Raw genomic sequence first — 23,978 nt, 5'->3', positions numbered from 1 at the left:
CAGGTTCCCTGATCATGGCGCGTCCACCCTCGTGGTGGGCGGTGCGGGAGGACGCGCCGGGGCGCGGGAGGACGACGGCACGGGAGAGGGACCGGCATGACGTCGATCAGTTCGGCGAGCCCGGGTCTGGACGGCGGGGCGGGCGGGGAGCAGGCGCGCAACCGGCTGTTCGGGCCGCTGCCCGACGTTTCGGCCGAGGCGGGCTACGTCGAGGAGCACCCCGCGCGGGTCGGCTTCTTCACCGACACCTCGGTGTGCATCGGCTGCAAGGCGTGCGAGGTGGCCTGCAAGGAGTGGAACACGCTCCCGATGGACGACTCGCACGGCCTGCGCGACGCCATGGGCATGTCGGGCATGAGCTACGACAACACCGGCATGCTCGGCGCCAACTCGTGGCGGCACGTGGCCTTCGTGGAGCAGACCCGCACCGTCGACCTCCCGATGCCGACGTTCGGCCGCCCCGGTGACGACCGGCAGGGCAGCGGCCCGTCGCCGGCGATGGCCGGGGACGACGTCAGCCTGGCCGACGCGCAGCAGAGCAGCGTGCTCAACGCCGAGGCGCTGAGCGAGTTCGACCCGCAGACCGGGCAGTCCGGGGCGGACAAGCAGATCCGCTGGCTGATGTCCTCCGACGTCTGCAAGCACTGCACCCACGCCGGCTGCCTCGACGTCTGCCCGACCGGGGCGCTGTTCCGCACCGAGTTCGGCACCGTCGTCGTGCAGGGCGACATCTGCAACGGCTGCGGCTACTGCGTGCCCGCCTGCCCGTACGGCGTGATCGACCAGCGCAAGGACGACGGCCGGGTCTTCAAGTGCACGATGTGCTACGACCGGCTGACCGACGGGCTGCAGCCGGCCTGCGCCACCGCGTGCCCCACCCAGTCGATCCAGTTCGGCGACCTCGACGAGCTGCAGGCCCGCGCGGACGCCCGGCTGGCGACGCTCAAGGAGCAGGGCGTGGAGACCGCCCGGCTCTACGGCCGCGACGAGAACGACGGCGTCGGCGGGGCGGGTGCGTTCTTCCTGCTGCTCGACGAGCCGGAGGTCTACGGCTTGCCGCCGGACCCGGTGGTGACCACCCGGGACGTTCCGGCCATGTGGAAGGCCGCCGCCCAGGGCGCGGCGTTGATCATCGGTGTGGCGGTCTCGGCCGTCCTCGGCTCACGGAAGCGGTAGCGATGACCGAGGGGATCACCACGCCCGGCGCCGGCTGGCGGCGCGCGGACGGCCCGGGGGAGCACAAGCCCCGGAAGCGCCGTCGCGGCGGTGGCCGGCGGGGTCGCTCGGCCGAGGTCGCGATGGTCGACGACGTCGAGTTCACGTCGTACTACGGGCGGCCGATCATCAAGCCGCCGGTGTGGAAGACCCCCGACGTCCCGCTGTACCTCTTCCTCGGCGGCGCGGCCGGCTCCTCGGCGATCCTCGCCGCGGTCGCCGACCTCACCGACCGGCCGAACCTGACGCGGGTGGGCCGGCTGGTCGCCGGTGGTGGCTCGATCGCCTCGGTCGGCTTCCTGATCCACGACCTCGGCCGGCCCGAGCGGTTCCTGCACATGCTGCGGGTGTTCAAGCCGACCTCGCCGCTGTCGGTGGGCACCTACATCCTGTCGCCGTTCAGCGCGGCGGCCGGCGCGACGGCGGCGGTGGAGCTGCTGGGCTGGTTCCCCCGGCTCAAGCGCTTCGGCGGCGTGGTCTCGGCGCTGTTCGGCGGGCCGATGGCCACCTACACCGCGGTGCTGCTGGCGAACACGGCCGTGCCGTCGTGGCACGCGCCGTACAAGCAGCTGCCGTTCGTCTTCGCCGGCTCCGCGATGGCCGCCGGCGGAGGGCTCACGATGATGTTCACGCCGGTGGACGAGGCCGGGCCGTCGCGGAAGATGGCGATCGCCGGGGCCACGATCGAGCTGGCCGCGATGCACAAGGTCGAGCACGACCACGGCATCGTGAGCGAGCCGTACCACGAGGGCCGGGCCGGGACACTCATGCGCGCGGCCAAGACCTGCACCGCCGTGGGGGCAGGGCTGACCGCCGTCGCCGGGCGGACGCGGGCCGGGGCGGTCGCGTCGGGCGTGCTGCTCGCGGCCGGGTCGCTGCTCACCCGGTTCGGCGTCTTCGACGCCGGCATGGCCAGCGCCCGCGACCCGAAGTACACCGTCGTGCCGCAGCGCGAGCGGATGGCGGCCCGCGAGGCCGGTCAGCAGGTCGGCGAGGGCGAGGGCCGCTCCGTCACCCGCTGAGCCGCCGGGACGCCTCCGGACGGCTGACGGCTGATGGCGTCGGCTGGGCGGGGGCGTGTGGGTGGTGTCCGCGGTGGGCCCGACAGCTGGGTCCGCGGGACGTCCGTCTCTGCCCACCGGGGCTGGGCAGAGGCGGACGTCGCCGGATGCCCTCCGGCCAGCTCCGACCCCCGCCGAGCCGGTCGGGCTGGTCATCGCCGTGCCGGCGGAGGACCCGGCGCGCTCAGACGGGCAGCGGTCCGCCTCGGGTCACGCGCCGGGCGGATTGGCGAGCTGCTCCGCGCGGCGGGACGTCGGCGGCCGCCACCCGGTCGTGTCGCGGCGCGGCGGCAGCGCCGGCCCGGCCGGTGCCGTTTCCTCGGCGAGGGTGCCGCGGGCCGGCCGCAGGTCGGCCGGGTCGACGGTGATCGAGCGGAACCGTCCGTGCACCAGGGCCGGTGCCAGGTCCGGGCGGGCTCGGGCCATCTCCTCCTCGGCCCTGTGCGCGACGAGGACGCACGGGGTGCTGGCGGGCGACCCCAGGTAGGGGCGGGACGCCGCCCCCGCCATCGGGTGCCAGGGCACGCCCATCGCGCGCAGCAACCGGCGCACCCGGTCGTCGACGATGGTGACCAAGCCCGGGACAACGCAGTTGCGGGCGTACCGCCAGAGGCCGTGGCAGAGGGCCACGCTGATCTCGGCGCCCGCCGCGCCGGCGCGGTACCGGGGGTCCACGGCCAGGGTGCCCACGTCCCACACCGTCGCCGGTTCCAGGCCGACCGCGCCCAGGCTGTCCGCCACGGGCAGCTGCCACGGCTCGCCGGCCACGTCGACCAGGGTCTTCACCGGGCTCGCGCCGGGGACGATCAGTCGTGCGGTGCCCAAGGCGGCTCCGCTCTGGTCGTCGATCACCACGACGAACCGCGACCGCGCCTCGTACGGGCCGTACTCCTCCGCCAGGACCTCCGGTGTGTTGCCGAACGCCTGCAGGAAGACCCGGGCCTCGACCTGGCGTGCGGCATCCCGCTCGGCGGGGGAGTCCGCCACGAGCAGCCGGAGGGTCATGTCAGAACGACTTCGCGACGACGGTGCGGGCGGCGAAGAAGTCGGTGGTGAAGGCCACGGCGACGTCGGGGTCGAACGCCTTGCACGTGTAGATGTCCACCGAGAAGAACAGCCGCGGCTGCTCCCAGGCGTAGAAGTGCGCCCCCGACGTCTCCCAGTGGATCCACCCGGCCCAGCCGTACAGGTCGGAGCGGTGCGTCACCGGCTCGATGAGCTGCACCATCTCCACCTCGCGGGACAGTGCGGAGAGGTACGCCCGGATCTGCGCGTCGTCCACGGGCCGGGCCGGGACGCCCTCGATCACCAGCCGCTGCCGGACGATCTCCGGTGCGAGGTCGCGCCACCCGACGGGGCGGTTTCCGAGCAGTTCCCGGGTGGGGGAGGAGGCCGTCACACGCCCATAGTCCCCATTCGACCGCGCAGCGTGCTGACCTACTCCGGCGTGTCGCCCAGCAGACGCGCAGGTCACCGCCGTGCAGCGGCAGGTCAGTCCCGGGCCGGACCCCGACTCAGTTGGGGCATCAGGGCCTCGTCGACGAGCCCGGAGTCCGAGGCAGCCAGCCAGCGCAGGAAGTCGTCGACCGGCATGGGATGGGCGATGGCGTATCCCTGGGCGACGTCGCAGCCGAGGCGGGCGAGCGTGGCGCTCGTCGCGAGGGTCTCGACGCCTTCGGCCACCAGGCTCAGGCCGAGGGCGTGGGCGAGCGCGACGGTGCTCTGCACGATCGCCGCCGCCCGGGGGTCGCGGTCGACGTCGGCGGTCAGCGTGCGATCGAGCTTGAGCTCGTCGGCCGGCAGGTGCCGCAGGTACGCCAGTGAGCTGTAGCCCGTGCCGTAGTCGTCGATCGAGGTGCGGACGCCGGAGCGCCGGAGGTCGGCGAGCACCCCGCGGCCGCGCTCGGGGTCGGCCATGAGGGTGTCCTCGACCAGCTCCAGCGTGAGCGCCCGCGGGGGGAGGCCGTGGCGGTGCAGCGCGGCGGCGACCTTGCCGGCCAGGTCGAGGTCGGTGACGTTCGTCGCCGACAGGTTGACCGACACCGGCACCTGGCGGTCCGGCCACCAGCGGGCGGCTGCGGTGAGCGCCAGTTCCAGCACCCGGTCGGTGAGCGGCCGCAGCAGCCCGGCCTGCTCGGCGGCCGGCAGCAGGTGGGCGGGCGACAGCAGGCCCCGGGTGGGGTGGGCCCACCGGACCAGCGCCTCGACGCCGACGACCCGTCCGTCGCGCAGGTCCATCTGGGGCTGCAGGTAGACGAGGAGCTCGTCCCCGTCGAGGGCGGTCCGCAGCTCCTCCATGGTGCGCAGCCGGTCGCTGCCGGCGGTGCCCGTGACCGGGTCGGGCACGTAGACGTGCACGCGTTCGCGGGCGCGCTTGGCGCTGTACATGGCGACGTCGGCGCAGTGCAGCAGCTCCTGGACCGTCGCCGCCGGTGCCGGCGCGGTGGCGACACCGACGCTGACGCCGACGTGCAGCCGGACGTCGGCCACCGTGAACGGCGCGTGCAGCAGGTCGCTCAGCCGCTCGGCGAGCGCGCACGCCTCGGCGGGTTCCGCGGCCGGCATCAGCACCGCGAACTCGTCGCCGCCCAGCCGGGCCAGGACGTCGTCGGCCCGCAGCGAGTTGCGCAACCGCGGGCCGACCTGGCGCAGCAGGTCGTCGCCGGCGGAGTGGCCGAGGCTGTCGTTGATCTCCTTGAACCCGTCGAGGTCGAGCAGCAGCAGCGCGGCCGGCCGCTCCGGGGTGGCCGAGGCGACGATCCGCTGCGCCCGCTCGAGCAACGCGCGGCGGTTGGCCAGGCCGGTGAGCTCGTCGGTCCGAGACTCCAGCTTGACCTGGTTGTACCCGCGGACCTCGCGGAAGGTGACGGCAATACGGACGACGCCGGCCAGCACGCAGGCGATGGCCAGCCAGCCGGCGATGTCGGGCACGGGCGCCGACCGGCCCGGGCTCAGCACGACGAGGCTGGCCACGAGGCAGGCCAGCGGCACGGCGAGCAGCCGCCAGCCGATGCGGGACTTGGTGTCGTCGACCGGAGCCGGCCGTTCGACCGCGCTCTCCGCGGCCGTGGCGGTCAGGATCACGCAGGCGAGCCAGCCCAGCTCGAGCGGGCCGCCGTCGACGTAGGTGCCCCGCATCTTGAGGGCGAACAGGATGAGGTCCGAGGCGCAGAGAGCACCCAGCCCCGCGCCGAGCAGCACGAACGTGCGGTCCAGGCGCACGCCGAGGATGCCGCTGACGGCCATGAGCACGGCGATGAGCAGGACCGTCGTGATCGGGGCGGCCAGGTCGACGGCGGCCACCGGCGTCCCGCCGGGGGCGGTGCGGAGGTAGGGGCCCAGGAGGAAGGCGACCCCGGCGGACAGGCTGCCGAGGGCGGCCACGAGGCCGTCGAGCCACATGCTGGGGTGGAAGCGCGGCACCCGGGTCCGGATCAGCACGACGAGGGGCACGTACACGAGCAGGTAGGCCGCGAAGGAGACGACGTGCGAGAGCGTGGACGACGGCTCGTTGCCCTGCAGGCCGGCGGAGAGCACGCGCAGCACGTTGCCGACCGCGCCGAGGGTCAGTGCGGCGGCGAGCGCGAACCAGAGGATCCGCTCGGTCCGCACCCGGCGCGCCGCCAGCACGCACGCCGCCGCGGCGGCGAGGTAGGGCAGGTTGTAGAGGACGACGTCGTACGTCCGGTCCCATGCCGCACCGGCCGGCCGCTGACCGATCCCGGTGGCGAACAGCGCCACCAGGCCGATGGTCAGGAACAGCGCGGGGCCGGGGCGCCGCGCGACACCCGTCAGATCTCGCTGGTCCATGTCGGGGACATCGGCCGCGGAACGGGCGGGCTTCAGCGATGCGGGGCGCCGGGTCACCCGGAGGGGGGAGCCGCGCCGGCCGCCGGGTCCGTGCGCATCCCGTTCCGGTTCCCCCGCATGGTCACGCTCCGGCCCTCGGCTGCCGATGAGGCAGGTATGGAGTGTTCGCCCGGTTCCGCAGGGCTGCCGTCGACGCGGCTGATCGGTCGTCCCGCCGACGCCGACGCCGAGCCGACGCCCGAGCCGATGAGCGTCGCGACGGTCCTCCACGATCCGGAGGTCGTGGCCTACGGTCGGCATGCCGCGCCGCCGTCCGCCTACGGGCCGTCCGACGCCCACCGCCTGCTCCCCGTGGCGCCGCCCGGGTACCGGCCGGCGCGGATCGACGCCGAGGACGCGCCGGTGGCGGTGCCCGTCCGCGCGGTCGGAGAACTCGTCGCCGCAGGTGACGACGGCGACGGTGGCCGGTCGGCGGGCGAGGAGCCGACGAGGACGACAGGTTTCTGGGCGCGCCTGCGCCTGGCGCCCAAGGCGGCCTGACCTCCCGGTCGTAGGGATGGCGCCGCCGTCGTCGGGCAGCGGGCGCTCGCCCGTCCCCCGATCGGGTGGCGCTTCCCGGCTACCCGGCATGACTTGCGTCACATGGGCGTGTCGCACCGGTCGTCCGCGCGCCATGGCTGGAACGCCCATCCGGCGCCGGGTAGCTCCCGCGGGGTGCCGAGCACGACGGTGCGCGCGAAGCACCCGGCCGCACGGGCACGCCGGGTCGACCGGTCGTGCACGACCTGTTCGCGACGGCGTGCGCATGTGGAGTCGGGCGGCATTCATCCCGCCCGACCTGCGCGGTGCCGGCCTCCAAGCATCGGCGGGCTTCATCGCGGACCGTCGCCGGCCGGGCGGGGTTCTCCGCGGTCCCGGTGCTCTCACCAGGCAATTCGTGGGTGCGGGCGGCGCTGTCGCGACCGGGTCGGGCGGCCCCCGACCGCCATTGTGCCGACCCGGAAATGCGCGCGCCGGGAATGGTGGACGAATGGCGCCGGAGCGCTTCGTGAAGACGCGAGGCCACCCTTGTTCGGGTGGTCACGGAGAGTTACGAGCGAAGGCCTAAAGCGCGTCCGGTGACGGTCTGCGACGGCATATGTGCACGTCACAGCCCGATCACTGCGAGTTGCCATCACGCTACGTAGTAAGTTCAGCGCACAAAGATCTTCCCGACAAAGGCTGCTACCCGGCCCGTCCCGACATACGTTCTCGGTGCCTGCTCATCGTCCGCGGTGACCGGGAAACGCATGGAACGCAACCGTGAGGCCGCAGCGCACACGCGCAGGCAGCACGGCATTCGGGGGGATTCGTTGGGGACTGCAGGAATCGACCGCGCTGCAACGCGCCCAGCGGAGGGACGCACCCGTCCTACGGAGGCGGGCGGCACGCTCGCGCCGGAGCTCCCCAGGCGATACCGCTTCGAGTCGAACACCGCGGTCCTGGCCCCGCCCGTGGCGGCTCCGGAACCCCGCACCTCCCACGCGCGCCAGCCGGCCCGGGTCACGGCGGTCATCCCGGCGCACAACGAGGAAGTCGGCATCGCGCAGACGATCGCCAGCCTCCGGAGGCAGACCAGGCCGCCCCAGCGCATCCTCGTCGCCGCCGACAACTGCACGGACGGCACGGTCGAGATCGCCCGCGCGCTGGGTGTCGACGTGCTAGAGACGCAGGGCAACACCGCCAAGAAGGCCGGCGCGCTCAACCAGGGGCTGGCGCGGGTGCTGGCGGCGCTCGAGCCGGACGACGTCGTCCTGTCGATGGACGCCGACAGCCGGCTGAGCCCCGACTTCATCGAGCGCGGGATGCGGTACTTCGAGGCCTACCGGCAGCGCGGTGGCATCAGCGGCTCGTACGTGGCCGAGGACCACCCGTCCCGGATCGGCCTGCTGCAGAAGATCGAGTACAGCCAGGGCCTGCGGACGGTGCACCGCCGTGCGGGCCGGATCCACGTGCTCTCCGGCGCGGCCACGATGTTCACCGTCGAGGCGCTGCGCGCCGTGGCCGACGCCCGCGGCTCCGCGCTGCTCCCGGGCGTGCCCGGGCAGGTCTACCACGAGGCGTCGCTGACGGAGGACTACGAGCTGACCGTCGCCCTGCAGCGGCTCGGCTACGACCCGCGCTGCGCGCGGGACTGCCAGGTGGTCACCGACATCATGCCGACCTGGTCGGACTGGCGGACCCAGCGTCTCCGGTGGCAGCGGGGGACGCTCGAGACGCTGATGACGTACGGCTTCGTGGAGCACACGCGGAAGGCCTGGCTGGTCCAGGGGTGGACGTACTTCCGGAGCATCGTGCCGCTGCTGATGGTCCTGGCCTGGTCGTACGCGCTGGCCCTCGAGGAGCCGTCGCTGCACCTGATCTGGCTGGTGATCATCCCCGTCTTCGTCCTCGACCAGGTGCTGGCGTCCTGGGGAGCGGGCCGGCGAGGCCGCCGCTACGCGGCGTTCCTGCTCCCGATGATCGTCTACGACCTGTGCCAGTCGGTCGTGAACTGGCAGGCCCTGTCCCGCGCGCTGCACGGCGCCGACACCGAGTGGATCACCTGATGGACACCGCCGGCTTCGCCGCTCTCCTCGAGGAGGTGACCCACGACGGGTTCATGGGCGCCACCGCTCTCCTGACGTCGGTCACGGTCCTGATGCTCGGCCTCGCGGTGCGCCGCATCCTGCCCAAGAACGACCGTGACGAGACGTTGCCGCCGTCGCTGGAGACCGGGCGGCGATGACCGTCACGACGTCCGCGCCGACCGGCGCCTACCGCGCACCGCACTGGCACGACGCGCTGCTGCTGAGCCTGCCCGAGCGGCTGATCCACCCGCGCACCCGCCGGTGGATCACCCGGCTGCCGGTGGTGCTGCTGGCCGTCGTGCTCGCCGGGCTGGCGCTGCGGTTGCGCAACGGCGCGTCCACCGACGAGGCGCTCGCGATCAACACCGGCCGGGAGCTGATCTCCCAGTGGGTCACGCCGGCCACGGCGGTCGTGCCCGGCGACGCGCTGCCCGGTGCCCCGTTCCTGTACCCGGTGCTGGCCGCCGTGCTCGACAGCGTCGGCGGGCTGTTCCTCGTCCGCGCGTTCGGCTTGGGCTGCGTGGTGGCCGCGATGGTGCTGCTGTCGGCCGCGGTGGCGGCGCGTTTCCCGCACCGGGCCGGGGTCTTCGCGGCCGCCGCCTTCGCGTTGAGCGCTCCGGTGGTGTTCGTCGGGGGGCTCGGCACGCCGGACGCGGTGGCGCTGGCCGGCCTCGCTGCCGCCCTCTGGCTGATCGCGACGCGCCGCGGTGCGGCATCCGCGCTCGCGGCCGGCGCCCTGCTGGCCCTGGTGCCCGTGCTCCAGTACTCCACCGCCCTCCTGGCCCCCGTCGTCCTCGTGGCGGGGGCCGCGATGGCCGGCGCCCACCGCCGGACCGGTGCGCACCGCCGGACCGGCGTGCGCGGCTGGACCGGAACGGTCCGCCGGGCGGCGGTCGTCGGCGGCACGGCGGTGCTCCTGACCGGCGTGCTGCACCTGCTCGGGGCCGGCCCGGCCGGCCGGGCCTGGACCGACCTCGTCGGCGACGCGCCGCTCAGCCCGCGCCCGTGGTCGGGGCTGGCCGGCTGGCTGGCGCTCGACATCGGCGTGCTGGTCCTGCTCGCGGTGGCCGGTGCGGTGCTGCTCGCCGGCACGGGCACGCGGAACGCGCTGCTGGTCGCGGCGCTGCTCGCGGGCGGCGCGCTGTTCCCGGCGGCGCAGCTGTGGACCGGTGAGGCGGTGGCGTTCGACCGGAACCTGGCGTACTCGGCCCTGTTCCTGGCCCCGCTGGCCGGCCTCGCGCTCACCCGGATGTCGCGGGGTGCGTGGCGGCTCGGACCGGTGCTGCTGATCCTGCCGGTGCTGGTGCTGTTCGCCGTCTCCCGGTCGGGTGCCGTCTACGCGGCGTGGCCGGACGTCCGGCCGGTCGTCGCCCAGATCGTCACGGACCCCGCACCGGGGCTCTACCTGGCCAGCGGCACCGCCGCAGAGGCGCTCGAATACCACACGAGCGACCTGCCGGCGGTGCAGTGGGAGGACACCTACGGTCTCTACGCCCGCGGCGAGGACGCCGTCCGGGTGGCCGTGGAGGACCTGCACTACGAGACGATCGTGCTGCACTCGGCCGGCACCGGGTCGCCGGCGGAGGACGCGATGGAGGACGTCGTCCTGACGGCGCTGCGCGACAACTACACCGACTACGAACTGGTGGCGACGATCCCGGCCTCGGGCGTCGCGGACGCCGACGCGTGGCTGGTCTACCGGCAGGTGTCCGGGTGAGCGGTGGCCGCTGGAGGCGGCCGCTGCTGATCGCGCTCGCGGTCGTGCTCGGGCTGACCTACGCCGGCTACCGGGCGGTCTCCGACGTGTCGGCGAACACCTCGGCGTCGGCCGGCGCGTCGTCGGCCGGCGAGCCCGAGGCCGTCCGTCCGCTCGTCAGCGACTGCTCCGGCGGCTTCGTCGTCCTCAGCTTCGACGACGGGCCGCGGCAGCACAGCGCCGAGCTGCTCGACCGCCTCCGGGCCCTCGACCTGACCGCCGTCTTCTTCTGGAGCGGGCACAACATCGAGGGCCGCGGGGAGCTCGTCCGCCGGGCCGTCGCCGAGGGGCACGTCCTGGGCAACCACACCCAGTCGCACGCGAACCTCACGACCGGGGAGCTGCCCTCCGGCGACCGGGTGGTGCCGTGGGGAGCCGAGCAGATCCGCGAGGAGCTGCGGCGGACCAACGACCTGCTGGTGGCCAACGGCGCTCCGGTGCCGCAGCTCTACCGGCCGCCGTACGGGGCGGTGAACCGCCAGGTGGACGACGTCGCGCAGAGCCTGGGGCTGCGGCTGGTCATGTCCTTCGGTCACGAGCCGAGCGACAACCTCATCGACGCCCACGACACCGAGGGGATCTCCGCCGCGGAGATCGCGGCCAACGTCGTGGGACCGATGCGGAACGGCTCGATCATCACCATGCACGACGGCCTGGGGCAGGCGACCCGCAACTCGATCGACGCGCTGCAGCCGATCGTCGACGCCATGAACGAGCGCAGTCTCTGCGCCGCGACCGAGGTGCGGCCCGATGCGACCGGCCGGATCCTCCAGTTCCCCGAGCCGGCCGGGGATCAGGTGCCGAGCTCGGCGCCGAAGGCCTCGGCGAACGGATAGCCCCGCACGCTCTCGATCGTCATGTCCCACACGTAGGCGCCCCGCATGCGGTGGCCGGCGTCGGCCAGGGCGCGGTAGGCGGCGAGGTACTCCTCGACCGGCATCTGGCCCGGCGCGCCCAGGGCGGAGGCGGCGTAGGTCGTGCCGATGGCGAACCGGGACGGCGGGAGGCCGCGGTCGGCCATCCGCAGCGCCGTCGCCACGATGTCGGCCCGGCGCTGCTCTGCGGTCTGGGCGAAGTCGTAGAACTGCGGACCGTAGAGGTCGACGACGTGACCGCGCCACGTCCGGCCGTCCACCGTGGCCTCGCCCTCGGCCAGGGCGAGGTCCTCGTACAGCCGCAGGCCGGGCTCGGCGGAGACGGTGACGGCGAACTCGGGCCCCCGGGCGGCCTTGAGCCGGGCGCTGGCGCTGACCAGGGAGTCGAGGTCGGTGCCCGCGCCCTGCTGCTCGAGGTCCCAGTCGATGCCGTCGCAGCCGTAGCGGTCGCAGATCTCCGTGACGCTGCCGACCACCTCGTCGACCTGGTCGTCGGTGCGCATCCGGATCCCGCCGTCCTCGGCGCCGCCGATGGACAGCAGGACCGCGGCGCCGCGGGCCTGGACCGCCGCGATGTCGGCGCGCAGCTGCTCGGGCGTGACGCCACTGCCCTGGTCCGGGTCGAACTCGAGCCGGCCGGTGCCGGGCTCCGCGCTGGTGGCGAAGGCGAGGAAGAAGACGGTCACCCGGTCGCTGGCCGTGGTCAGCCGCGGTGAGCCGTCGGCACGCCAGTACTCGGCGACGACGGCGCGGGGGAGGGGATCCACCGGGGCGTCGGACGATCCGGTCGAACGCGCGGCGATGACGGCTCCTATCGCGACGACCACGGTCAGGACCCCGACGAGGGCCGGCAGCGCTGCCCGGCGAACGCGAGAGGGCACCGGTGTCCCTTCGGCAGTCGTGCGGACCCGGTGGTGCCGGACAGGTGGGCCGGGTGCCCGCTGGCCAACGATCCTACGAGCCGGGCCGGCGGACCGGATGCCGGCGCAGGGTCGGGGCTGCCGGGGGCGTGCGGGGGCGCCGCCCGGCCGTTCCTCCGCTGACGCGCGCCCTCGGCGAGGGAGGACCGCCCCGAGGGCTCCACCACATATCGTGGCCCGGCCGGGCTGTGCGCGGAAAGAGGGCCGTCGCCGCGACGCCGGCCACCGGAGAGGGGCGACGACGGATGGGCGGGAGCGGACCGCGGAACCCGGCCGGCGACGGCCCCGGATACCCGGTCGGCGGGCAGTCACCGGCCGGACCGGAGTCGAACCCGCCGCCGGCACCGCCGCCGCTCGGTGCGCCCCCGCCCTGGCCGGCCGCGGCGCCACCGGTCACGCCCGAGTACAGCGTCGGCCCGCAGGCGTGGCTGGCGGAGGACGCGCCGGCCCCCGCGCTTCCGCCGCCGCCCCCGCCACCACCGCCGCGGGCCCTGGTGCAGCCCCCGATGCCCACGGCGCCGTGGGCCCACCCGACGCCGGCCGCACCGCCCGTCGGGCCCCCGGCCGCACCGCCCGTCAGGCTCTCGGCCGCGCCGCCGGCCGTGCCGCTGGTCGGTCCGCGCCGGCGCGAGCGGCCGATCGGGCTGCTCGTCGCCACCGCCGTGGCCCTCGTCCTCGTGGTCGCCGGCGGCCTGTTCGTCGCCGACCTGATCTCCACCGACGGCGCTGCTCCCGACGGCACACCCGTAGCGGACGGCGGAGGTACCGCGACCGAGGGCGGCACCGACACCGCGGCCGGATCGGCGACCTCGGCTCCGCTGCAGCCGGTGTCGGTGCGGGCGACCTGCCAGGCGCCGCCCGGTGTCGACGCCGCCGGCAACGCGGTCACCTACGACCCCGAGCTGACGCTGGACGGCGTCGGCGCGACGGCCTGGCGGTGCGCGGGCTCGGCCGTGGGCCAGCAGCTGGTCTACGACTTCGGCGCACCGGTCACCGTGACATCGGTCGGGCTGGTGCCCGGGTACGCGAAGGTCGACCCGGCCGACGGGACCGACCGGTTCCTGGAGAACCGCACGGTCACCGAGGTGGTGTGGCGGTTCGACGAGGGACAGCCGGTGCGCCAGACGATCGCGTCACCGAGCCCGACGGCGGCGGAGCTGGAGCCCCCGGACGGCGTCACGACCCGGCGGGTGGTGCTGGAGATCGGGGGCACCGGCAACGACGCGGCGGTCCGCGACTTCACCGCGATCAGCGACGTCCGCTTCGCCGGGCACTGACCTCCGCTCGACCCCGTCGGGGGCGAGCGGACGGCGCCCCGCCGCGACCAAGCAGGTAGGGGGGTCTGCCCGGGCTGCGGAGCCCGATGCCGTTCCTGATCACGAGAACTTCTTTGTCCCAGTACCTTCGTGCCTATGTCGGGGTGGGATCAGGCGGCGACCAGGACCACGCCTCGGCCTCCCGGTGGTCCGCCGCGCTTCCGCTCCGACATCCAGGGACTGCGCGCGGTGGCGGTGGGGCTGGTCGTCGCCGATCACGTCTTCGGCTGGCCGCACGGCGGGTTCATCGGTGTCGACGTCTTCTTCGTGATCTCCGGGTACCTGATCACCTCGCTGCTCCTGCGCGAGCTCGCCTCGACGGGCAGGGTGAACTTCCGCGACTTCTACCTCCGGCGCGCCAAGCGGATCCTGCCCGCGGCGATGGTGGTGCTGGCGGTGACCGTGGCCGCCGGGTACGTCCTCTTCTTCCTGCCGCGGGCGAACCAGACCGCCCTCGATGCGCTGTCCGCGGCGTTGTTCGTGGAGAACTGGCACCTGGTGGCCGTGGGGAGCGACTACCTGCAGGCGCAGGGGCCGGTCTCGCCGGTGCAGCACTACTGGTCGCTGTCGATCGAGGAGCAGTTCTACGCGCTCTGGCCGCTGCTCCTGCTCGGTGGCTTCCGGCTCCTGGACGTCCGCCACCGGCCGCAGCGGCTGGTCTGGTTCATCGCCGCGGGCATCGCGATCTCGCTGGCCTGGGCGGCCTACCGGACGAGCACGGCTCCGACGGCCGCCTACTTCGACACCCTGGCGCGGGCCGGCGAGCTGCTGGCCGGGGCGCTCGTCGCCGTCGTCGCCGGCCGGGCGGTGCTCGCCGACCGGTTCCGTGCCGGGCTGAGCGTCGGCGGGGTCGTGCTGATCCTGGCCTCGGCCGTGGTCATCTCGCCGTCCTCGCCGTTCCCTTTCCCGTGGGTGCTGGTGCCGGTGCTCGGGGCGGCGATGGTGCTGCTGGCCGACCCGTCCCCGTCCGCGGCCACCGCCGTGCTGACCAACCCGGTCGCGCAGCGGCTCGGCCGGTGGTCGTACTCGATCTACCTGTGGCACTTCCCCGTGGTGGTGTTCGGGGTCGCCGCCTTCGGGGGGTCCCTGGCGGTGCAGCTGGCGGTCCTGGCCCTCACGGTGGTCCTGTCCGCCGCCTCCTACCGGTGGGTCGAGCAGCCCGTCCTGGCCCTCCGTCTCGGCCCCCGCTACGTGTCGCCGTGGGCGCGGCGCCGCGGCACGGGGATCGCGCTGCCGGTCACCGTGGCCGGGGTGCTGCTCGTCGTGGGCATTGCCCAGTTCTGGGGGCCCGCGTCCCTGAGAGGCGGCGGCACGCTCAGCGCGGATCCGGCGAGCTCGGGGGACCGGCCTCCCGCGGCCGTGCTCGCGGAGCGGGTGGAGGCCGCCCTGGCCGCCGATTCCTGGCCGGCCGACCTCAGGCCCTCCTTCGACGAGCTGGGGCCCGAGCAGCAGGCGGTGGCGATGGGCACCGCCCCGCCGGGGTGCCGGAACATCGTGGGTGCCTCAGAGGAGCCGCTGGTCTGCCAGGAGGGGCCGGCGGACGCGAGCAAGACGGCGCTCCTCGTCGGCGACTCCGTCGCGATGAGCTGGGCGCCCACGATCAACGCGACGTTCGAGGGCGATGACTGGCAGGTGCTCGCGCTCGGCTACGCCAATTGCCCGTTCATCGATGTCGCCGTGGCCCCGGAGATCGAGGCGCCCGGCTTCCCGGAGGAGTGCGCGGACGCCCGCGAGCGCACCCTGCAGTTCATCCAGGAGACCTCGCCCGAGGTGCTGGTCGTGTCGGCGGGGCAGGGGTACCTCGGCGACCTGGTCAGCGGGAGCGAGGGCGAGGCCGTGATCGACGAGTGGGAGCGCGGCCTCGAGTCGACCCTCGAGGCGGTGGAGCCGTACGTCGGTTCGGTGGTGGTGCTGAGCAATCCGCCGCTGGGCGTCGACCCTCGCGGGTGCGGGGGGCGCCTGGGCAGCCCGGAGGACTGCGTCCGGCCGATGACCCGCGGCTACGTGGACAAGTCCGAGGCCGAGCGGGCCGCCGTCGAGGAGCTCCAGGCGGCCGGTGCGGACGTCACCTACGTGGACACCCGGGAGCTGTTCTGCGCGGATGACCGCTGCCCCGCCTTCATCGGCTCCGTGCTGCTGCGCACCGACGAGACCCACCTGACGGCGGCGGGGGCAGAGCTGGTGGCGGCCGCCGTCCGCGACATGATCCCGTCCAGGATCCGGTCGTGATCAGGCACGTCCGCGTCGCCGGGTCCTGAGCCGGGCGACCCCGGCCGCGGGTCATTCCGTCAGATACGCAAGGACGGCGTCGGCGAGGGCGCCGGCGACCACGCCGCGGCCGCCGGCGTCGGTGAGCAGAGCGGCGTCGCCGGGGTTGCGCAGGTTGCCGGCCTCGAGCATCACCGCCGGGACGTCGGAGTGGTTGAGCGTGCCCAGGTCGGTGCGCTCGACGATGCCGTCCAGCCCCAGGTAGGTGGCGGGGCGAAGCCCGGCGGCGACCAGTGCGTCGCGCACGGCGACCGCTGCGCGTGAGCTGTCGGCGTGGATGTCGTCGGTCCACCCGGGGAGCGACCCGGGCTGGATCACGTGGAAGCCGTGCGCGTCGGCGGCCGCGCCGTCGGCGTGCAGGGAGAGCAGCAGGTCGGCGCCCACCCCATTGCCGGCCTGTCCGCGTTCGTCGATGCACGGGCCCCAGCCGGCGTCCTGCTCGCGGGCGAGTTCGACGGTGGCGCCGAGGGCCTCCAGCCGCTCGCGCAGCGCGAGGGCCAGCTCCCAGTTGATGGTCGCCTCCGGCACGCCGTCCACCGTGGCGGTGCCCGTGGTGTTGCAGGGCTTCGCGAAGCCGCCGGCATCGACCAGACGGCCGATCTCGGTGGGATACCGGCCGTTGTCCCGATTGTGCCCGGGGTCGAGGACGACGGTGCGCCCGACCAGCGGGAGGGGAGCGGGGGAAGGGCCTGGCTCGGTCGCCGGGGCGGACGTGCCGATCGTCCGCCCGGACGCCGGGACACCATCTGTGCCTGCCACCGCCTGGACCATGAGAATGACCAAGATCAGCGTGAGTGCGAGCACGAGCGTCAAGAGCAGCAGCGGTCGGCCGAGGGCAGCTTGTCGCCTCGCGCGGAGACCGAACATGCAGGGGCGAACCTCCTCGACGCCCCGGCACCATGGCGCTCCTCCGGACTGACCATCGTGACCATGAGAGAAGGATCGCCCAACCGGGCTTAGTCCCAGTGCCACGCCATCGGGGACGGCGAGAAGGTGACCAGCCATCCACGCCGGATAACACGGCCGGGGATCACGTCGGCAGAACTCAGGGCACAGCGAACTCGGTGCCCGGTGCCTCGGGCGGCTATCGCTCGGCTCCTGCGCCGCCTCTTATGTGCCCGCCGTTCCACCGAGGTCTCTGCCGCCGTACCTTGCGAGGCAAGGCTCCCCGTTGTGAGCGGGCGGACGACCGCCATGGCCGGGAGAAGACCATCTATCCGAGTGAGGTTTCCTCTACTGGGGGCACCTAGTATCCCCGGGTGAGGAGTTGGCGGGAAGAGCCACCAGCTGCTGGGAAGTTCGCATTTGACATCTCGTCAACGGCAGTCCACATGTTGATCGGAGTCGGCTACCCAAGGCTCTGCCTACCCAGGGCGACTGCCCCCGCACCATCGGTTCGCCTGCCATCGCCTGAGGGGACAGGCGAGGGCCTGTCCCTGGAGGTAAGCGTTTAAGTGAGACGGCGCCATTCGGGGGACGATCGTCTCGCTGCATCAAGTGGGATACCTGCAAATCCGGCATTAGGCCGTCGAGGACGCGCCGGCTGGACAATGGTCGGGCAAGGGTTATCCAGTATCGGAAACTTCGCCTTCTCCGTGGTAGTAGCGCGGTCAGTGGGCCTTGAAGCCTTCGGGGCATTCAGCCTCGCGACCGCCGTCTACTTTCTGCTCATCGAATTGGTCCGACCGCTTGCACTCGAGCCTCTCATCGTGCGCCACAGCACTAACCGGCCGGGACAAGAGGCTGCAGCAGCGTCGTGGGCAGTCTTGCTCTCGGCGCAGATTGGACTCGCATCCGGACTTATCGTCGCGGCGATCGGTGCTGCGATTGGCGGCGATGCGGGCCCCCCGATGTTGGTGATGGGCGCTCTTCTTCCGGGTCTTTTCGTTCAAGACGCGTGCCGCTACATCTTCTTCTCCGAAGGACGTATGCGAGCTGCGGCCTTCATCGATGGAGTCTGGCTCGTCGTCGAAGTAGCGATTCTTGGCGCCCTACTGACTGCGCATGCAATCACGCCAGCTACTGCGATCGCGGCTTGGGGAGTCGGCGGATTGATCTCCGCGGTACTGGGCGTGAGATGGGCGAACGTCCGCTTGTCCCTTCGTGGGTCGTGGACCTGGCTGCGGATGCATCGCGACCTGACTGTTAGGTATGTCGTTGAGGTATTCGTAGAGGCGGGCGCGTTCCAGGTCACCTTGCTGGTTGTCGGGGTGGTGGGTGGGCTATCAGCCTTAGGTGCGCTAAACGGTGCACGCGTACTGCTGGGGCCTCTGAGCATGGTGTTCGTAGCAGTCGTGACCTTCACGGTTTCCGAGGGGTCGCGCATGCGAACTAGCGATATCGCCGGCGCCGATCGACTGGTACGGGCGGCCGGAATCGCCCTGCCTGTACTTGCGCTTCTGTGGACCGCATCTCTGGTCGTCCTGCCCGACGCATTCGGGCGCTTCTTCCTGGGAGCCACTTTCGAGGTGGCGCAAGCGGCCATCCTAGGCCTCGGCGTCTACTGGGGCACAAAGGGCAGCATCAACGTGGTGCGGGGTGGCCTCAGGATGGCAGGGTTGGCGAACGTCAGTCTCAACACCATGATTCTACTGTCGCCCTTGGGTGTTCTTGGCGGCGTCGCAGGGGCGGTGTTGAGCGGGGCTGAGGGGGCGGCGTGGGGCCTCGGAATAAGCAACATCCTCGCGGCCGCCGTCTGGTGGCATCGGCTGCGCCGCCACCGCGGAGGAAGTGGTGTTCGATGAGCATGCGGACACACTGTAAACCGAGCCAGAGTAGCTAGTGGAAAGGGATTTCGAGGTGCCGAACCTTGACGTGGTCGTTCCTGCATATGGGGATGCTGAACGCCTCCGTCGCCTCCTTTTGAAGCTTCAGGAGGAGGCGACTGCCAATCAGTCACACCTGCGAGTCATCGTGTCGGACGATGGATCGCCTGTTCCCCTGAGCGATGGGCTGGACGCCGATGAGTACCCGGCTCTAGAGCTTCACGTGCTGCGTGGTCCCAATGGCGGGCCCGGTGCGGCCCGTAACCGAGGACTCTCAGCTGCAACGGCCCAATGGGTGGCATTCCTCGATGCGGACACTGTCCCCGCCGACGGTTGGCTAGGTGTTCTCCGCGGTCTATTGATCAAGGGCGCGGACGTAGACGCCTATGAGGGAACCGTTGGAGTACCCAGTGAGGGTGCTACGCCGTTCTCCCACGCGACGGAGATTGATAGCGACGTGGCCCACGGCGGGGCGAACATCGTCTACCGACGTGAAGCGCTCCTAGCTATTAATGGCTTCAGTGAAGACTTTTACGACGCAAAGCGAGGGGTGCACTTCCGCGAAGACATCGATTTGTACTTTCGAGCCCTTGACGCGAACCTTCGCATCGTCGCGGTGCCCGAACTTGTCGCTCTGCATCCGCCCCTCGACTCATCCTTCCTCACCCCAATGCGACTCGCGCGTCGCTACTATTTCGACGCGCTCTTGGATCGCAATCACGCGCTCAGATTCAGGCAAGTCAACATGGCGCGGCGCATCGGGCCCATCTCGCTACGCGCCGCTCGTCATGGTGCCGCAGTCAGCCACGTCTCATCCGTGTTGCTCGTCCTAGCTGGTATTTCCTGTAAAAGCCGTGGTGTGGCCAAGTTGGGTGCGTTCGCCGCAGCCGGAACTTGGGTCGCGAACATGGCAGCAATCGGCTGGGGGAAGCATGTCCGACCTGCCGACCTGGGCGGTGTATCGGTGGCGGCAATAGGGACGTCGTGGGTGTACACGTGGCACTACTACCGAGGGGTCGTTCATTTTCGACACCGCCCGCGGCTGCGATGACGGCTACCTTCAAGTGATTTGCGAGATCGAGGTACGAGATGTTGACTGAGCGTCAGTTCTGGGCGGCCCTGCGCAGGGGTGTGCCGGTGATCGTCGGGACCGCCATATTGGTGAGCGCCTCCGCAGGAAGCGCGTCTCTTCTGCTTCCGCCGCGGTACGTCGCGACGCAGGATCTGGCTGTCGTCCCGCCGCTTATCTCGGCGGGAGGCGTGGCGAGTCGAGACGCGAGTCAAACCCGGCTTCTCAACACCGACGCCGCGCTCCTGGCTTCGGACGCTGTGCTCAACCAGGCTGGCAAGGTTGTCGGGGCGACCGGCAGGGAACTGCAGGATCGTCTGATCGTCGCTACGAACGAAAACTCCGACCTGGTGACTGTCTCGCTCTCGGCAACCTCTGCTCCGCGGGCAGTGCGTGAACTCGGGGCGATCGTTGAAACGGCACAGCAGGCCGAGGTGGCAACGGAGCGGGCGCGCATCGAGGCGGCGCTGGCGGGCGTTGGTCGAGAGATTGAGACAGTGAGGGAAAGCGAAGTTGCTGCTCAGGCAGTCAACCTGGATACCTTGGAAACCGTACGAGCGAATCTAGCTGCGGCGCTGGCGTCGCTCGGCTCATCGATGCAGCCCGTCGCTGCGCCGAGCACCCAACAGTTGCAACGAGGCCCCGGCACCCTTGTTGCCCTGCTTGCGGGGGGAGTGGTTGGGGCCGTACTGGGGGCGGCGATCGTCCTCTTTCGGGCGCGATTTCGCCCCCGCGTCTTCGGCGCGGATGACGTCCGCGCGCTAGGGCTCCGCGTCCTCGCGGGCCCGGACGACCCTGTGTCCCAAGCCGCACGCAGGGTGAGCAACGCCGCGCAGATCGGCCCAGCGGAGTCGGCACCTTTGGCACTGGTGCGCGTCGACGGACCAGTGTCCAATCTTGAGCAGGCGATCGTCTCGACCGCACAGCAGGAGGAGCGAAGCCTGCGGCTCATCCACGTCCTCCCATCCAGACAGAGTGCGGATTCGATCGCCGCAATCAATGACGGTCCTATCGCCCGCCACACCATGGACGAGGATGCGGTCTTCTCTGACTCCTTTCGGCAGGCAGTCGAGGGAGGGGCGGGCGACTGGGTGCTGGTCAGCGTCATGGCGTCGGATGCGGTCCTCGTTCGTGCCTGCTCGGTGATTGGATCCGTGGTCTTCGCTGTGCACGAAGGGTCGGATGCACGTTCGTTGGAGCGGTTGTCCGGGGCCGTGCAAGAGTCTGGGGCGGCCATACTCGGCGTAGTCATCTTGAGGGAGCGCGGCGGGCGTCGTCAGCGGGCACACGGTGACACAGGCGTTCAGGCGGAGCGCGTGCAGCCTGGGTCGCAGCGAGCGTAGGTGTGTAAGTGAAGCCAAGGCCTCGCGGCCGGCACCGCAGTTCACATGCAGCTAGGGGGACTGGGTCCCTGGCCGCCCAACTGGCTGTCGTGGTTGCGGCAATACTACTCGGGGCGGCGACGGCTATCGTCCCGACGCAATTCGTCCTGGCCGCAATCGTGGGACTACTCCTCGCCGCTGCTTTTCTGACTGGGCAGGCAATCCTCTTGGCAGTACTCCCTCTGGCTTTCGCTAGTTGGCGAGTGCCGCTTATCCCACAGGGAATCAGTGTGGCCGATGTCGCACTCGCTCTGGCTGTCTGTCTGGCTCTCCTTCGGGCCGAGGGGCTTTCGGCGGTCGCCCAGCGCATCCTAAGGGGCGTTGTCGTCTATCAGGCGATCCTGCTCATCCCTGTTGTCGTCCACCCGACTCCGGACGCCGTAATTGACTGGGCCCACCGGTTCTTCCTCATGGCGGGGGGGCTACTTGTCGGGAGCGAGCTAGCGCGATCTGCGAGTCGCGCACGGGCGTTGCGCGTCTTCGTCTACACGTGCGCTGCCATGGGTGGACTCTCTGCGGTTCAGGCGGTCCTTACCGCCTTTGATCCTGTATATCCCCTCGGGATATCGAAGAACCTCGCGGGCGAAGTGCTGGCCGCAGGAGTTTTGGTCGGGGTGGCGGTAGGGAAGGAGGTGCTAGGAAGTGCGACCGCACAGGCCTGGGCGGTTTCGCTAGCTGGCGTGGGTCTTTTAGCGACGCAATCTAGAGGGGCTTGGCTGGGCCTGGGTGCAGCTCTTGTTATTTGGTTTGTCTATAGTCGGCCCAGTCGCCGGGTGGTGTTTGCGATGGCAGTGGTCGCTGTAGGCGCAAGCTCCTATATTGCCACGAGTCTGGCCTCGGAATCGGGCCTCGAAAACTCGCGGCAGACGAGTTCACTAGAGAGTCGCCAGTACTTCGAGCAGATTGCGCTCGGCTACTTCGAGGACTCGCCGATAGTCGGACAGGGGATCCGTTACTATCTTGATCCCGCATTCGACTTCCCGGTGCCGCTAGATGGTGACGGTGTCGCGAGAGCGTCTCCTCACAACGTTATTGTCGAGACCCTGTCGGAATCGGGCTTGGTGGGACTGGCGGCGTTCAGCTTCCTTATTGGGCACACTGGCGTTGTGCTATTGAGGTGCCGGACAGCATTCTCGATGCTGGCGTTGAGTTCCCTGTTGGGGAACCTGGTACATGGGCTGGTGGATATCTACTGGCTCGCGGGAAGCCTAACTGTCGTGTGGGTGCTCATCGGCCTGGCAACGGGTGCGTCGGACTCGAACAGGCCCAAGCCGCGCGTCCGGTCGGAGGCGCTGGTGCCAGCTCGCGTAGCGCCCCACTCATCCTGAGCGAGCGCTCCAATGAGGCCTGACTGCCATTGGAGCTGCTACCGGGCCGCCATCGGTAGCTCGAACCGGGGCCACGCCGAGGAGTGCAGTCGTCGCGGCTGATTGTACTGACCGAGGACATTCCACGGCGGAGAGCAGGACAAGTGCCTTTGCCCAACTTCTTGCCAGCGAGGCCGCGCGCTGAGCACCCCTTGCTGGTTGCCTGCAGGCCTCAAAGCACCACCGGTCCACACTCGGATATGGCGTCCGACATCATGAGCAGGTGTTGATGACGCGGGAGACATTATTGGCTGCGCTGCCTCGGTGGGAGTGCTGGTCGTGACTAGCGGTCTGCGGGTGACGCTCGTACACGAGCGGTTCACCGAGTACGCCGGCTCCGAGATGGTGGTCGAACAGTTGGCCCGCGAGTGGCCGGCCGCTCCGATCCTCGCCCCGATCGCCCGGCCAGGGGTGCTGCCGGCGGACGTCGAACCTCGCGTGAGCAGCACCCGGCTCAGCCGCCTGCTCCGCGGTACGGCCTACGCCCACCTGCTGCCCGCGCTCCCCGTCGCGATGGGGCGGCTGCCGGTTCCGCCGTCCGACGTCGTCATTGCGTCCCACCACGCCTTCGCGACGCAGGTCGTCCGGGCGACGAGCGCCCCGGTGGTCGCCTACGTCCACAGCCCGGCCCGGTGGGTCTGGGATCCGACGATGCGGGCCAATGAGGTCGGCGGCCGGGTGGGTGCTGCAGGCCTGGCCGCATTTTCCGCCGCCTACCGGCCCGTCGACCTGCGCGCCGCCGCCCGCGTGCACACGCTCGTGGCGAACTCCCGGGCCGTGGCCGACCGGATTAGCGACTGGTGGGGCCGGGACGCGGTCGTCGTGCACCCTCCGGTCGACACCGAGTACTACCGTCCCGGTCCGGAAACTTCCCGCGAGAACTTCTTCCTCCTCGCCGGCCGGCTCGTCCCCTACAAGCGGCCGGACCTTGCCGTACGCGCGGCGAAGCAGGCGGGCGTTCGGTTGGTGGTCGCCGGCGACGGTCGCGCTCGGGCGGAGGTGGAGCAACTGGCCGGTCCGGACACCACCTTCGTCGGGCGGGTCGACGACGACGGGCTGCGCGATCTCTTCCGCCGCTGTCGGGCCCTCCTCATGCCGGGGGTCGAGGACTTCGGCATCGTCCCGGTGGAGGCCCAGGCCTGCGGGGCCCCGGTGCTGGCGATCGACGCCGGGGGAGCGCGGGACTCGGTCGTCCCCGGGCGCACGGGCGTGCTCGTGCCGGCTGTCCCGACCACCGACGAGGTCGACGTGTGGGCGCGGGCGCTGGCCTCCTTCGACGGATCGGGCTACGACCCCGCCGCGATCCGGCAGCACGCCGAGTCGTTCTCGCGGGCGCACTTCCGCCGCGCGATGGCCGGCGTCGTGGCGAAGGTCCTCAGCTAGCGTCGATGGGCCCGCGGCGCAGGACCGCGGACACCGTCTCCTCCGCCACGTCGTCCCACGTCCGGCGACGCCGGGGCAGCGCCTGCGGTCGTTGCTGGTCGAGGTGCCGCAGCACCGCCTCGACCCAGCCCTGACGTCGTCGGCGGACAAGTACGCGGCGTCGTCGCCGCCGACCTCGACGA

19 protein-coding genes are annotated in these 23,978 nt (G+C 71.5%); 14 read left to right on the top strand and 5 right to left on the bottom strand.

Translation table 11 applies throughout. From position 1 onward, the window contains the following. Window positions 1–96: 96 nt before the first annotated feature. Both ACI790_RS05605 and nrfD read left to right on the top strand, forming a co-directional pair. Window positions 97–1,176, top strand: a complete 1,080-nt coding sequence (locus tag ACI790_RS05605) for a 4Fe-4S dicluster domain-containing protein (RefSeq protein ID WP_456568801.1) — start codon at window positions 97–99, stop codon at window positions 1,174–1,176. Window positions 1,177–1,178: 2 nt separating this feature from the next. Next, window positions 1,179–2,237, top strand: a complete 1,059-nt coding sequence (gene nrfD / locus ACI790_RS05600) for an NrfD/PsrC family molybdoenzyme membrane anchor subunit (protein ID WP_456568800.1) — start codon at window positions 1,179–1,181, stop codon at window positions 2,235–2,237. Window positions 2,238–2,486: 249 nt separating this feature from the next. Here nrfD and ACI790_RS05595 read toward each other — a convergent pair whose 3' ends face one another. From ACI790_RS05595 to ACI790_RS05585, 3 genes are all read right to left on the bottom strand, one after another. Further along, window positions 2,487–3,281: a hypothetical protein gene (locus ACI790_RS05595; RefSeq protein WP_456568799.1), complete on the bottom strand. Its 795-nt coding sequence runs from the start codon at window positions 3,279–3,281 to the stop codon at window positions 2,487–2,489. 1 nt (window position 3,282) lies between these two features. Then, entirely contained in the window at window positions 3,283–3,675 is a 393-nt protein-coding gene (locus ACI790_RS05590) for an S-adenosylmethionine decarboxylase (protein WP_456568798.1), read from the bottom strand. 92 nt (window positions 3,676–3,767) lie between these two features. Beyond that, on the bottom strand, window positions 3,768–6,086 hold the full coding sequence (locus ACI790_RS05585) for a putative bifunctional diguanylate cyclase/phosphodiesterase (RefSeq protein ID WP_456568797.1): 2,319 nt from the start codon (window positions 6,084–6,086) through the stop codon (window positions 3,768–3,770). A gap of 156 nt (window positions 6,087–6,242) precedes the next feature. Here ACI790_RS05585 and ACI790_RS05580 point away from each other — a divergent pair, with 156 nt between their 5' ends. The 5 genes from ACI790_RS05580 to ACI790_RS05560 all read left to right on the top strand — a co-directional run bounded on the left by ACI790_RS05580 (window position 6,243) and on the right by ACI790_RS05560 (window position 11,287). Next, the gene (locus ACI790_RS05580) at window positions 6,243–6,626 is read left to right on the top strand and encodes a hypothetical protein (protein ID WP_456568796.1); all 384 of its coding nucleotides are present in this window, start codon (window positions 6,243–6,245) and stop codon (window positions 6,624–6,626) included. Between the two features lie 953 nt (window positions 6,627–7,579). Then, window positions 7,580–8,674, top strand: coding sequence for a glycosyltransferase (locus ACI790_RS05575; RefSeq protein WP_456568795.1), 1,095 nt, complete (start codon window positions 7,580–7,582; stop codon window positions 8,672–8,674). Further along, window positions 8,674–8,853, top strand: a complete 180-nt coding sequence (locus ACI790_RS05570) for a hypothetical protein (RefSeq protein WP_456568794.1) — start codon at window positions 8,674–8,676, stop codon at window positions 8,851–8,853. Before ACI790_RS05575 ends, ACI790_RS05570 begins: the two co-directional genes overlap by 1 nt. Beyond that, window positions 8,850–10,412 carry a hypothetical protein gene (locus ACI790_RS05565; protein WP_456568793.1) on the top strand — a complete coding sequence of 521 codons (1,563 nt, stop codon included), beginning with the start codon at window positions 8,850–8,852 and terminating at the stop codon, window positions 10,410–10,412. The genes ACI790_RS05570 and ACI790_RS05565 overlap by 4 nt, the downstream gene beginning before the upstream one ends. After that, entirely contained in the window at window positions 10,409–11,287 is an 879-nt protein-coding gene (locus tag ACI790_RS05560; protein WP_456568792.1) for a polysaccharide deacetylase family protein, read from the top strand. Before ACI790_RS05565 ends, ACI790_RS05560 begins: the two co-directional genes overlap by 4 nt. Here ACI790_RS05560 and ACI790_RS05555 read toward each other — a convergent pair. After that, window positions 11,245–12,207 carry a glycosyl hydrolase family 18 protein gene (locus tag ACI790_RS05555; RefSeq protein ID WP_456568791.1) on the bottom strand — a complete coding sequence of 321 codons (963 nt, stop codon included), beginning with the start codon at window positions 12,205–12,207 and terminating at the stop codon, window positions 11,245–11,247. The genes ACI790_RS05560 and ACI790_RS05555 overlap by 43 nt on opposite strands. A 545-nt stretch (window positions 12,208–12,752) precedes the next feature. Between ACI790_RS05555 and ACI790_RS05550 the strand changes: the two genes are divergently transcribed. Beyond that, on the top strand, window positions 12,753–13,523 hold the full coding sequence (locus ACI790_RS05550) for a discoidin domain-containing protein (protein WP_456568790.1): 771 nt from the start codon (window positions 12,753–12,755) through the stop codon (window positions 13,521–13,523). A 135-nt stretch (window positions 13,524–13,658) separates the two neighbouring features. Continuing rightward, window positions 13,659–15,791, top strand: a complete 2,133-nt coding sequence (locus ACI790_RS05545) for an acyltransferase family protein (protein WP_456568789.1) — start codon at window positions 13,659–13,661, stop codon at window positions 15,789–15,791. 51 nt (window positions 15,792–15,842) lie between these two features. On the opposite strand, the gene ACI790_RS05540 is transcribed toward ACI790_RS05545, so the two are convergent. Next, complete coding sequence (locus ACI790_RS05540) at window positions 15,843–16,589, bottom strand: N-acetylmuramoyl-L-alanine amidase (protein ID WP_456568788.1); 747 nt, start codon at window positions 16,587–16,589, stop codon at window positions 15,843–15,845. Between the two features lie 854 nt (window positions 16,590–17,443). On the opposite strand from ACI790_RS05540, the gene ACI790_RS05535 reads away from it, so the two are divergent. The 5 genes from ACI790_RS05535 (at window position 17,444) to ACI790_RS05515 (ending at window position 23,796) form a co-directional block, all read left to right on the top strand. Beyond that, a complete protein-coding gene (locus ACI790_RS05535; RefSeq protein WP_456568787.1) occupies window positions 17,444–18,574 on the top strand; it encodes a hypothetical protein in 1,131 nt (376 codons plus the stop codon). 55 nt (window positions 18,575–18,629) lie between these two features. Further along, complete coding sequence (locus ACI790_RS05530) at window positions 18,630–19,646, top strand: glycosyltransferase family 2 protein (protein ID WP_456568786.1); 1,017 nt, start codon at window positions 18,630–18,632, stop codon at window positions 19,644–19,646. A gap of 86 nt (window positions 19,647–19,732) precedes the next feature. After that, window positions 19,733–21,007, top strand: a complete 1,275-nt coding sequence (locus ACI790_RS05525) for a hypothetical protein (RefSeq protein ID WP_456568785.1) — start codon at window positions 19,733–19,735, stop codon at window positions 21,005–21,007. A 269-nt stretch (window positions 21,008–21,276) separates the two neighbouring features. Continuing rightward, complete coding sequence (locus tag ACI790_RS05520) at window positions 21,277–22,374, top strand: O-antigen ligase family protein (RefSeq protein ID WP_456568784.1); 1,098 nt, start codon at window positions 21,277–21,279, stop codon at window positions 22,372–22,374. Window positions 22,375–22,710: 336 nt separating this feature from the next. Beyond that, window positions 22,711–23,796: a glycosyltransferase gene (locus ACI790_RS05515; protein WP_456568783.1), complete on the top strand. Its 1,086-nt coding sequence runs from the start codon at window positions 22,711–22,713 to the stop codon at window positions 23,794–23,796. The last annotated feature ends 182 nt before the right edge of the window (window positions 23,797–23,978 follow it).

Source organism: Blastococcus sp. SYSU DS0539, from assembly GCF_054050855.1.
Note: the sequence above shows the minus strand (reverse complement) of the source record. Positions and strands in the feature narration are given on the sequence as shown.